The following is an 11690-nucleotide window of genomic DNA, read 5'->3' as shown; positions in this document are numbered from 1 at the left end:
GCTGGTGTGACATCAGTTAAAACTTTAAAAAATAAGTGCCTAAAGTTTTATAAATAACTTATATGCCCACTTCGCTTGCCGTTAGATTGTGGTATTCAGGAGGGATTTGATCCCATGCTGATTTAATTTCTCGAATGATGTCGATCACATCATCCAGTGGTTGCGGGTCATTTTGATGATTCGCTTCGGTGATCTGAGTGATCATAAATTCATAAAGCTGATCTAAATTTTTTGCAATATCCCCGCCATCACTCATCGATAAGCAACTGCGTAAGCTAATAATGATATCCAATGCTTTACCAAGGCGCTCACCCTTACTTGGGATATTGCCCTGTAGCATTGCTGCTTTTGCTTGAATAAGGCGTTCAATGGCACCCGCCATCAACATTTGTACGACTTTATGCGGCGAGGCCGCACTGAGCTGGCTATCCACTGATACCTTTTTGTATGCCTGTAAAGAACCGCGCATAGTCTTGTCTTCCTCTTATAAAAACTTTTTGTATTGCTGAACGGATTTATTACCGTGTCGGTATTTTTGGAGCGTTCTACCGATCTCGACCGTTTTTGACTGCATCAGTTCAACAAGATGTTTAGTTTCATCAATAGCCTCTCGCCATTGGCTCGACATTGCAAACTGTGGATTTTCTGACGCATGCGTCAGTAAGTTTTGCAATATCCGTTCCCTTTTATCGACAAGATGATTGATTTCTTCAGTATTAATTTCATCAATGACAAGCATTGCTCTTATTTGGTGATCTAGATCACTTAAAAGGTCGAGTTGCTGCTCCATATCAGCCGCCTAACGCATTCATCATACCAGCTAATTGGTTCTGCATTTTACTGGTCGCGTCTTGCATTGCTGAAAACTTAGAATGCGTTCGCTTCTCCAAACTGTCCATGCGGCGATCGAGTGCCGCTTGGTCGTCCGCCACACGGTAGTTGCGTTCTACTAAGCTTTTTTCGCGTGTGCGAATCGACCCCGTCACCCCCGTCATGCTCTGAATAGCATCTTCAACCCGTTTGGCAAATCCTTGGTTTCCACCAAAGAACTCACCTAGCTTATTAAAGTTGTTATTGAGTTGGCGATCTAGCATGTCGTAGTTAATTTCAAGTGTCCCTTGGCGTGTAGTGGTAATACCAAACTCAATCAGACTTTTGATCTCTTCTGGAGCCTGCTCAATTCTAGTCGAAAAAACACTACGTAGGCGAGAGTCTGCACTGCGCACAATACTGTCACCCGCCAGTGGCCCAGCTTGGCCAGTCCGAGGGTCAACGCCTCCAAGTTCTTTAGAGACCTGATAAAACTGATTATACGCCGCGACAAATTGTTCAATATCATCGCGCACGGTTTTGCGGTCATATTCGATGCCAATTTCAGCCGGTGGTTTGCCTTTGGCCGTTTGCCCTTTAAGGGTCAAATCAACCCCTTCAATCGCATCTTCAATCACGTTGTTGTTGCTAGAAAGGGTCGCCACACCGTCCAAAACCACCACGGAATCTTGGCCTGCTTGTACTTGAGTCATACCTTGATAGGCGTCAAACGATGCTTGTGCCGCTCTAAGCTCAGCATCTGCTTTGTCCACTTTATCTAAATACTCACGCTCTTGCGGGTCAAGCTTTTCACGCTCTTTCTGCTTGGCTTGCTCTGGCGTCAGTTCACCACTACGCACCGCCGCCGCAACCGCGGCTTTTTCAGCTGCTAATTGCTGTTCAAGCTTGGCTTGCGCTTCTTTGGGGGTGACATAGGAGTCAACCAAAGTACCAGAAGCAGTATTGGTCCAACCGGGCACATCTGGCGCTTTTTCTAACGCGGTCGCATCAAGCTCTGGATCAGGTTCATAGTAGGAATCGAGCAAGGTGCCAGAGGCGGTTTCAGTCCACCCTGGAATACGATCTTGCGGTTTCAGATATTTATTGGCGGCAACACCGGCGGCGGCGGCGGCTTTGACGGCGGCGTCGGTTAATTCACCGGCAGCATTGGCGACTTTACCGTCGGCAGCTACTTGCCCGGCGACTTCTTGAACACCACTCGCCATACTTTGGTCAACTTCGCGTGCCGCCGCACCTATTTTCTCGGCGACTTTTGCAGCGATAGCTTGTTGAGCTGGCGTGAGTGGTGCAATGATTTGTTGCGCTGCAGCGCGTGCTTTTTCTAAATCTTTAACGCGTTCTTCCAGCGTTTTGTACTCTAGATTTTTGAGCGGATTTCCGGCATCAGACTGAGCATTAATTTTAATGTCATGATCTTTTCCAGATAGATTAGAGGCCACAATCAAACGTGGCCCTTCAACATCATTGATTACCGAAGCACGAACTCCGGGATTGGTTTTAGTGCTGTTAATACCGCGAACGATATCAATCAATTTTGAATTGGCTTGGACATCAACATCAAACTTCTGATCACCAAGTGAAATCTGCAGCTTACCAGGACCAAACTTTGCCTCTTTCTCTAAAACATCCGAGGCAACTTTATGGCTCTGTGCAAGCTGCAACACATCGATAGCATATTTACCTGCTATTGCGTCAGTGGTGGCTGTCGCGGAGACGACATTTTCATCAGTAGTATCGACTTTTCGCAAAGCGAAAGCCTTCTCCTGACGAAAATTCGTCATAAGATTTTTCATCGTATCCAGCGACTCTTTGAGCCGGCCGTAGGCACTGATACTGGCATCAATTTGGCCAAGCTCATTATCAATACGTTGCTGCTTAGGAACGCGCTCTGCATTGACAATTTTGCTGACCAAGGAATTGATATCCATGCCAGTATTCATACCCATCGGGCCTAAGCTCATTAAATCACCTCAAAAACTACGATTACACCTTAGCAACCAATAAACCTGTACTGTGGTCTTTTTGTCTGGCAAGGCGTCGCAAAACCTCTAGCATTTCCTCGTTCGGGATCTGACGAATAATGTCACCAGTACTGGCTTCATAAATCGTCACAACATCCCGTCCTGATTCTTCATCGACTCTAAACGCTAAGTCTTTGTTGATAGATGAGATAAATTCATTCATCTGCTCTACCATCTTGGCTCTTTCCGATTTGTTGATCTGCTCTCGTTGCTGTGCAAGCTCGATTGCCGCTTCAACGCTTTGGTTTTGCCTATTTCTTAACTGTTCAGTACGATTCACCTCATTTTGTTTCGAGGAAGCGCGTGTCGCGCCATCGTTTTCTGAAGCAAATTTAATGCCACTTTGCGAGCCGTAAGGCTGGATGTTCGATGTGTAGGATGGTATTTCCATAACAATCTCCCTTCCACCTCATAGGTTGGCAGTGAAAACACTGCTTTCCCCACAAAGCTCCATTCGCCTATCGGTTAACCCAATAGACTAAGAGCTGCAGATGGTGACTGCTTCGCCTGTGCCAAAACTGACGTACTCGCTTGCTGCAAAATCTGCGACTTCGTCATTTGGGTTGTTTCACGGGCATAATCAGTATCCTTAATTCGACTACGAGAAGCGTTGACGTTCTCGTTGATGTTATCAAGGTTACTGATGGCATGACCGAAACGGTTCTGGAATGCACCTAACGAGGCACGTTGGCTATCAACGGCCTTTAGTGCACCATCAATCAAAGCTACAGCTTCCTGAGAGCCGCCAACCGTTGTGACATTGATGTCTTTGACGGTTACGTCTTTACCTGCAGCAAAACCAATTTCAGTACCCAGTCCACCACCAATAGTGACATCGCTTGAGACTTTTTGATTGGCGGCAAACAGTTGCAGTTTACCTTCATCACCGACTGAAGCTTTGATGTCACCATTTTGACCATTAATGTAAGTAGCGACTTCTTCTAAGTCATCACCCGCTTTAGCGTTAATGGTGACTTCGCGAGCTTCTCCTTGTTTATCAGTATAGCTCAGAGTCAGATCCGTCGCATTGGTGACTGACCAGTCAGGCGCTTTGCCATTTGTCGCGACATAGCTCTTACCGCCCATCGCTTTTGTGTCAGAACGCATGTCGCTCATGGAAAGCATCACAGCTTCACCAGAATCGGCACCAATTTGGAAAGATTTATTACCAAACGAACCATTTAGCAGTTTATTACCACCAAACGAGGTTGTTTCAGCAATACGGTTTAATTCATCATTGAGTGCTGAGACTTCCTCTTGGATCGCTTGACGTTCTGAACTTGAGTTAGAACCGTTTGCTGATTGCAAAGAAAGATCTCGCATACGTTGCAAGATATTGGTGGTTTCATTCATTGCACCCTCTGCGGTTTGTGCAATGGAGATACCATCATTTGCGTTTCTTACCGCCATATCTAAGCCACGGCTTTGTGACGTTAAACGGTTTGAGATTTGTAGACCCGCTGCATCATCACGCGCGCTATTGATTTTATAGCCCGATGACAGACGCTCCATCGATTTCTGCGTACCATCAGCGGCGTTATTTAAATAACGCTGTGCGGTCATTGCAGACACGTTAGTGCTTACATTAATTGCCATATTGATCTCCTTAGGCATTGTGTTGATGTACTTCCGTGTCTCTCACCTCACGTCGGTACACCTCATTTCTCTCGTATCCTTTAACGGCGAAAGATTTATATCCTTTAGAAAAAAATAAGCCTTTTTTTAAAATTTATGCAGCGAGCATGAGAAATGTGATTAGCGTCAAAAAGTAAGAAAGATAATGCTGCATCGACTTACACTTTTTCCACTTTACCGCTAAGCAAAAAAATCCAGCCGAGGCTGGATTTTCATTTAAGGGTAACTCTTGAGCTATTGGGCTCTTTTAGCCAAGTAAGCTAAGTGCCGCTTGTGGCGCTTGTTTTGCTTGAGCCAGCACTGAGCTTGATGCTTGAGAAAGAATTTGCGACTTAGTAAGCGCTGTTGTTTCTTTGGCAAAGTCAGTATCTTTAATACGGCTCTTAGAAGCACTCACGTTTTCGTTAATGTTATCTAAGTTGCTGATTGCATGGCTAAAGCGATTTTGGAATGCACCTAATTGTGCACGGTGGCTATCTACAAATTGCAGTGCAGCATCAACAATGGCAACCGATTCTTGAGCGCCACCCACAGAGGTCACATCAATGACATCTACGGTAACAGCTTGACCAGCTTGCATGCCGAGCTCACCAGCAAGACCGCCTGCGAATGTTACAGGGCCTTCTACTTTATTACTGCCAGCGAAGACTTGTAGTTTTCCTTCATCATCAACTGATGCTTTCACCATATCAGTTTGGCCGTTGATGTAAGTCGCCAACTCTTCAATATCATCGCCTTCTTTAGCTGAGATATTGATAGTCTGATCTGTACCTGAAGTATCTTTCAGTGTGATTTGTAGATCGTTGCTGCCGGCTTGAACTGACCAATCTTTATCTTTGCCGTTCGCCGCTTGGTAGCTTGTGCCACCCATCATAGCATTGTCGCTACGCATGTTGTTTAGGCTAAGCATGACGGCTTCACCGTTATCCGCACCGATTTGGAATGACTTAGTTTCAAAAGTACCGTTAAGTAATTTGTTACCACCAAATGATGTGGTTTCTGCGATACGGTTTAACTCGTCATTCAGAGCGGTGACTTCTTCTTGAATCGCTACACGGTCTGCTTTTGAGTTTGAGCCGTTAGCTGATTGTAGTGACAAGTCACGCATACGTTGCAAAATGTTGGTCGTTTCATTCATCGCACCCTCAGCGGTTTGTGCAATAGAAATACCGTCATTCGCATTACGTACTGCTACGTCAAGACCGCGGCTCTGAACATTCAAACGGTTAGAGATTTGTAGGCCTGCCGCATCATCTTTTGCGCTGTTGATTTTAAAGCCAGAAGATAGGCGTTCCATTGATGTTTGTTGTGCATTGCTAGCGCCGTTTAGGTAACGCTGTGCTGTCATCGCTGATACGTTGGTATTTACATTAACTGCCATGGTGATTACTCCAATTGATTTTCCGATGTTTCCGGTTTCCGACGTCTCGGAAAACCAAATAGTTCTCTCAAAGGTTACTTTTTATAACGGCGGCACTTTCCAAAGCTTGAGGATTTTTTTTCAATTTTCTTAAAAAAAATGTGTTTAGTGTAAAAAACAGGACAAGAGGTCAAAAACCCATCAAAAAGGTAATAATTTCGCTAAAGATTTGTTGATAAAAGTCGATAATTGTTGATTTTTATCGCTAGCGGAGTAAGGCCAATGCTAGGTTTGGCTGTTTTTTGGCTTGCGCAAGAATAGAGGTACTGACTTGTTGTAGGATTTGCTGTTTTACCATTTGGGTGGTCTCTTTCGCATAGTCCGTATCTTTAATTCGACTGTTTGAAGAAGCGAGGTTTTCATGTACGTTGTCGAGGTTGTTGATGGCGTGGTTAAAACGGTTTTGCAACGCGCCTAACTCAGAGCGATGGCTATCAACGTACTGCATTGCGGTATCAATGACGGTAACCGCTCGCTGCGCACCACCGACTTCGGTAATATCAAGAGTGTCTACTGCTTCATATCCCGTCACATTCATTTGCAACTGATTGGCTAAGCTACCTTTAAAATCAATAGTCCCAGAGGTTTCTTTACCCGCCATGAACAGCTGTAGCTGTCCTTTGTCGTTGACTGACGCCGATACTTTATCGGTTTGCCCATTGATGTAGGTTGCCAACTCTTCAATATCGTCCCCTACTTTTGCTTGGATTTGAATGTTGTGCTGTTTTCCCTTGGCATCGGTATAGCTCATGGTGAGCTGCCGATTATCTTGTGTCACCCGCCACTGACTATCCGCCATGCCTGCCGCAACATAGCTAAAGCCCCCCATATCCAAACTGTCTGAACGCATATTTTTTAACGAAACTTGCACTGCTTCACCAGAGCTCGCCCCTATCTGAAATGAGGATTGACCAAACGAACCGTTCAGTAACTTACGACCACCAAAAGAGGTGGTTTCAGCAATTCGGTTTAATTCATCGTTCAAGGCGCTCATTTCTTCCTGTAAAGCTTGCCTATCCGCTTTACTGTTCGCGCCATTCGCCGACTGCAAAGAGAGATCTCGCATACGCTGAAGCAGGCTGGTGGTCTCTTGCATTGCACCTTCAGCAGTCTGCATGATTGAAATGCCATCATTAGCATTGCGTACAGCGACATCTAAGCCCCTCATTTGCGACTCAAGGCGATTCGAAATTTGTAAACCCGCAGCATCATCTTTGGCACTATTAATACGCTTCCCGGAAGCAAGACGCTCCAAAGATTGATTCAACATTTCGCTTGCTGAGCCTAAGTGGCGCTGCGCAATCAAAGCGGAAACATTGGTATTAACGGTAATTGCCATAACAGACCCATGCCATAGAATGAATGATCTCTTTATCGGACAGTAGACGCTTTTCTTTACATAAAATGCTTAAAAAAGAAAAACCGAGCACAAGGCTCGGTCCGATAGTAGGTCAGTATTGAAACTTACTTTAGTTCAAGATGTTGCAGCATCTCAGCTGAAGGGGCAAAAAAGTACGCACCCGTTACGGCTTTGGTAAAGCGCAGCAGTTGGTCTGTTTTACCATCCGCCACACCATACATACTTTCCAACATCACTTTAAAGTTATGCAGCGTATGGCAATAAGCAATGAATAGTAAACCGTGCTCACCACTCACCGTACCGTAAGGTAAGCTATGACGAACAATTTTCAGCCCTTTCCCCTCTTCTTTGATATCGACACGGCCAACGTGAGACGCTGCAGGTACATTATCAAGCTCAATCGAATCAGGCTTAGTGCGCCCAATAACTTTTTCTTGCGCCGCCACATTTAAGCGATTCCAAGCTGGAAGGTTATGCACAAAACGCTGCAACATCACATAGCTGCCGCCAGCAAATTCACCATCAGCAATCAGTGCAACTTCTTGACGTTTTTCGGCTTTAGGGTTTTCAGTGCCATCGATAAAGTCCGTCATATCTCGCGCATCTAAGTAACGAAATGAGTAGGTTTCATCCACCATTTCAACCAACTCAGCCACAGGTTCCATCCATTTACGCAACACATAAAACAGCAAGTCATGACGATGAGAATGGCAGTGAATCAACACATCCACCTCGGTACTTGGTGCTATGGTTTCGCCTTTACCAAGCTCAGGAAAATCAATCAGCTCTTGTGGTATGCTTTGGTTTAAACGCTGCCAAAAGGTGCGAGTAAATGCGACCGACACGGTTAATTCAGCGCCGGGTTGATGTTGATTTATCTCATTGACTAAAGCGGGCAATGCTTTCAATTGCGCTAAAACATGCGCCGGATTTTGCTTTACTTTTAAAAGGCTAAACAGTGCAAACGGACCTGCTTCAGGCAGAATCGCGGTTTGAGGTTGTGTCATAAAATATCCTCACTTACTTATTTTTGCTCAGTGTAATTCAGTTTTTGGGGGCGACCTTGATTGGGATCACGCCTTGTCTATGAGCGGGATAGAAAAACAATCACGCACACTTTTACTCTTCAGTAGATATAGACCAAACCATAACAGCACCAACAGTGTGCTTGCATTGGCCCAATTAAAAACGCCGTGCTCTAAATAGATATGATAAAGCGTTTGTATAAATTGCAAGATAACCATAAGTAACGTCAGCGGTTTTCCCATGCTGACGATGCGGTTTAGCCACGATCGTTCAGGAGCACGTAAGCTGATAAGCCACATAAGAATGATACTTGGCAACCCCATAATCAACCCCAAATAAAGCATCGAATGGTCTGGGTAAACAATGGTTAAAATCGTCGTGCCATTATCTCGGCTTGCTCCTGCCACCACGAAAACAATCCAAGCTTTTGCCAAAAATAACCAACCAAGCCAGATAAGTTTAGGGGCTTTAAGAAAACCATGTTGGTCGTATCGCTCTAACGCATAACGCATCAATACCTTCGCTCTTTTAAAAAAACGTTTTTACTTTAGCGGATAGATTTCAAATAGCTAGCCAGATCTTTTGCTCTTGACCAGTTTCTAACTTGAATGCACACAAACGACTCGGAATTGCGGATAGGCAGGATAATCCTCAAAGATTTTCAATAAACGTTACACAGGTCTACTAAACAGTGATATGGATGGGAAGTCAGATATCACCACCAAATCAGGTCGCTAGTTTAAAAACTATCGTAATTATTTAGCATGACATTGGTCTTGATACGCCTGTAAGAATTCCGATAGAGGTACAGGTTTTGCGAATAAAAAACCTTGCAAATAGTTAACATTATGATTTTTTAGATATTCAGCTTGCTCAGCCAGCTCAACGCCCTCAGCAACAAGATCAATTGATAAACGCTTAGCAAGTTCAATCGTATTTTCAACCAAGTGTTCAGCAATCGGATCCTTTCCTAGGTTTTTAATGAATATTTGATCAATCTTTAAGTAGTCCAGATCGATTTTTTGTAAGTTTATCAGACTGGAATGGCCAGTTCCGAAATCATCAATCGCTATCTTACAACCCAAACGTTTTATGTTACTGAAAAGTAAATCTGTTGCATCCGAAAACTCAAGAACCTCTCGTTCAGTAAGCTCTAAAACAAGCACTACTTTTTCGGTATCGATATACTCAACAAAAGCCTTACATTGGTTAAAAAGATCTTGACCATTGCAATGCTGAGGCGAAATATTTATTCCTACATGAAACGGATTAGGTAAGGAGTCCTTATAATTCTTCAACTGCTTAGCGGTTTCGTTAATGAGCAATCTTGTCATTGGAATAATCAGCCCAGACTCTTCAGCTTGAGGAATAAAAAGATCCGGACGAACCACACCTTGAATAGGGTGAACCCACCTTATCAAGATTTCTATACCCATAATTTCATTGGTTGAGGCATTAACAATCGGTTGAGCATAGGGTACAAATTCTTCTTGACGAATTGCACGCTGAAGTTCCGAATCTAACGTTTTTGGGCGGTTAATAAGCCACCAATAACAAATCGAAAATGACACCTGCATAAAGACAATCAAGAAAATATAGAACTTCCTCTCATGCCAAAATGCAGACCAGGATGATGGGTAACCAAATCCTGCATAAATTGTAAATGGGAAACGTTCTGATTTAATTTGTTGAACAGCAGTAAGTGCAAGCGTTGGATCCGTTGGATACATTACACCGTTCTCACCTAACCAAGATTCCCCCAACTGTAAAAATAGAGATAAAGCATGAGCAGAAGATTGAAATAACGCTTGTTGTATGTGTAATCCGTCAATACCGCTAAGTGACACATTATCATTTTCCACATTACGAACGACAATTAGTGGATGCTGTAACTCTACTTGACTACCTGACATTAATAAGAGCTCACCTGAGATATAAGTCTGTGGGTTATCAATAAATGATCGTTCTCCCCAAAGAGATGTGCAATATATCACTCCATCATGAGCTAAATTTGTCGTTCTTACAAAAGGGCTCGTCGCTACAATTTTTCTTAATTCTACGATAATTTCATCACAACTCTCATTATGACTGACGAGAGAAAGTGTTTTCTTATTCGCTTCTTTACCGTGATAGAGAATAGAATTAATGTTTGATGCCGCATTTACAGCGTACTCTTTTGATTTATCTTGTAGGGAACGGAAAAAATAATAGTGAGATAACTGTAAGATAAGAAAGCAGGGGATCACTGTCAAAAAAATAAAATGGACCGACTTTAGCAGGCCTTTTGCACTCATTACTTGCCCCATATGTCTTGATGTATGACTCATCTCTTTTCTATGAAAAAACTACTGAATAAACAAATGGTAATATTAACTACAACTAGAACTCCACGTGTTGTTAGAAAACAGTGTACTTCAGGCTGCTTTATCCTCAATTTAGATTAGGGAAAAAACCTATATTTTTCACAATCTGTTGAACATTCTTAAAAGTAAAAGGTTTGGTGATCACAAAATGTTCACAAAAATTAAGATCATCCTTAAATTGCCCAATCTGAGCCTCATTGGACAATAAAATTAATGACGACAAACCATACTTAACCAATTGCTTATCATTAATAGCATCTAACATAGATATAATGATGCTTGTCGGATCTTTTTTTACAGAATCCAAATCATAAATAACAAGGTCATGACTGCCTGTATCCACTCTTTGTTTTATCACATTTAGGTCATTTCCACCGGAAAGTTGAATATGGGTGATATGGTTTAATGGTTTGAGCGCAGAACGCAGTAACTCTCTGATGATAGGATATTCACTAACAACTAAAATGTTCATCTTTATTCTCAACGATAGTTAACGGTCACACTGGGTCATAAAAGAAAAAAGATTTATGTTTCATATGCTTGACATTTGTTTTTTCTTAATGAATAACAATGTCTAGAGCCAAAGTCGCGTAATTACGTCTTATGGATGGAACATCGATTAAAATCGACATTGATATGGTGTTATCAACCAAATCATTCACACTCAGGACATAACAATTCTCACCGAAGCGGGCACGTAAGTAAAAATATTAAAAGTTAATAATAAAACACATTAAAAACAAAAAGTTACCCGTTTAGAGAAAATACCCGTCGGTCTCTGCTCTGTATATAGAAAAAGATCGACTTCCCCCACCCTCCAGAAAAACAAAAAAATACAAAGTGCCTAAAAACACTTTCATCAAGTGATAAAAATAGATTCCAACAAGGCACTTGTTTCTTATTGCATTGATTTCATTGGTATTTATTAGGAATAATTACAAATAACGGTTCTGTATCAAATTTGATAATCTGTATTACGAAATGATTAGCGAGCATGAAGAACTCAATACTTACGTTTATGATTTATACTCTAA

General features: G+C 42.7%; 11 protein-coding genes. All 11 read right to left on the bottom strand.

From position 1 onward, the window contains the following. Positions 1-58 precede the first annotated feature (58 nt). A complete protein-coding gene (gene fliS / locus AACU59_RS17795; RefSeq protein ID WP_010318718.1) occupies positions 59-469 on the bottom strand; it encodes a flagellar export chaperone FliS in 411 nt (136 codons plus the stop codon). A 15-nt stretch (positions 470-484) separates the two neighbouring features. Further along, entirely contained in the window at positions 485-790 is a 306-nt protein-coding gene (locus AACU59_RS17790; protein WP_013856304.1) for a flagellar protein FliT, read from the bottom strand. 1 nt (position 791) lies between these two features. Continuing rightward, entirely contained in the window at positions 792-2792 is a 2001-nt protein-coding gene (gene fliD / locus AACU59_RS17785) for a flagellar filament capping protein FliD (RefSeq protein ID WP_094145522.1), read from the bottom strand. A gap of 22 nt (positions 2793-2814) precedes the next feature. After that, positions 2815-3243 carry a flagellar protein FlaG gene (flaG, locus tag AACU59_RS17780; RefSeq protein ID WP_013856302.1) on the bottom strand — a complete coding sequence of 143 codons (429 nt, stop codon included), beginning with the start codon at positions 3241-3243 and terminating at the stop codon, positions 2815-2817. A 74-nt stretch (positions 3244-3317) separates the two neighbouring features. Further along, positions 3318-4448 (bottom strand): flagellin, encoded by a 1131-nt coding sequence (locus tag AACU59_RS17775; protein ID WP_026028066.1) that lies wholly within the window; start codon positions 4446-4448, stop codon positions 3318-3320. A gap of 286 nt (positions 4449-4734) precedes the next feature. Next, positions 4735-5868: a flagellin gene (locus AACU59_RS17770; protein WP_013856299.1), complete on the bottom strand. Its 1134-nt coding sequence runs from the start codon at positions 5866-5868 to the stop codon at positions 4735-4737. Between the two features lie 244 nt (positions 5869-6112). Beyond that, positions 6113-7246, bottom strand: coding sequence for a flagellin (locus AACU59_RS17765; protein WP_094145539.1), 1134 nt, complete (start codon positions 7244-7246; stop codon positions 6113-6115). A 125-nt stretch (positions 7247-7371) separates the two neighbouring features. After that, entirely contained in the window at positions 7372-8274 is a 903-nt protein-coding gene (locus AACU59_RS17760; RefSeq protein ID WP_017045744.1) for a Dyp-type peroxidase, read from the bottom strand. Positions 8275-8340: 66 nt separating this feature from the next. Further along, positions 8341-8808, bottom strand: a complete 468-nt coding sequence (locus AACU59_RS17755) for a DUF2919 domain-containing protein (RefSeq protein WP_088732761.1) — start codon at positions 8806-8808, stop codon at positions 8341-8343. 240 nt (positions 8809-9048) lie between these two features. Beyond that, entirely contained in the window at positions 9049-10620 is a 1572-nt protein-coding gene (locus tag AACU59_RS17750) for an EAL domain-containing protein (RefSeq protein WP_237666570.1), read from the bottom strand. A 103-nt stretch (positions 10621-10723) separates the two neighbouring features. Next, entirely contained in the window at positions 10724-11128 is a 405-nt protein-coding gene (locus AACU59_RS17745; RefSeq protein ID WP_105976866.1) for a response regulator, read from the bottom strand. Between the last annotated feature and the right edge of the window lie 562 nt (positions 11129-11690).

The sequence above is a fragment of the Vibrio sp. V23_P3S9T160 genome (assembly GCF_963886625.1).
Classification (GTDB): domain Bacteria; phylum Pseudomonadota; class Gammaproteobacteria; order Enterobacterales; family Vibrionaceae; genus Vibrio; species Vibrio anguillarum.
The sequence above is the reverse complement of the archived record's forward strand: the minus strand, read 5'-3'. Positions and strand labels throughout refer to the sequence as shown.

Coding starts and splice junctions, on each gene's coding strand:
- AACU59_RS17770 (WP_013856299.1), bottom strand. CDS start 5,868: ATGGCAGTTAATGTAAATACCAACGTATCAGCGATGACAGCACAGCGT.
- fliD (WP_094145522.1), bottom strand. CDS start 2,792: ATGAGCTTAGGCCCGATGGGTATGAATACTGGCATGGATATCAATTCC.
- AACU59_RS17760 (WP_017045744.1), bottom strand. CDS start 8,274: ATGACACAACCTCAAACCGCGATTCTGCCTGAAGCAGGTCCGTTTGCA.
- flaG (WP_013856302.1), bottom strand. CDS start 3,243: ATGGAAATACCATCCTACACATCGAACATCCAGCCTTACGGCTCGCAA.
- AACU59_RS17765 (WP_094145539.1), bottom strand. CDS start 7,246: ATGGCAATTACCGTTAATACCAATGTTTCCGCTTTGATTGCGCAGCGC.
- AACU59_RS17790 (WP_013856304.1), bottom strand. CDS start 790: ATGGAGCAGCAACTCGACCTTTTAAGTGATCTAGATCACCAAATAAGA.
- fliS (WP_010318718.1), bottom strand. CDS start 469: ATGCGCGGTTCTTTACAGGCATACAAAAAGGTATCAGTGGATAGCCAG.
- AACU59_RS17750 (WP_237666570.1), bottom strand. CDS start 10,620: ATGAGTCATACATCAAGACATATGGGGCAAGTAATGAGTGCAAAAGGC.
- AACU59_RS17775 (WP_026028066.1), bottom strand. CDS start 4,448: ATGGCAATTAATGTAAGCACTAACGTGTCTGCAATGACCGCACAGCGT.
- AACU59_RS17745 (WP_105976866.1), bottom strand. CDS start 11,128: ATGAACATTTTAGTTGTTAGTGAATATCCTATCATCAGAGAGTTACTG.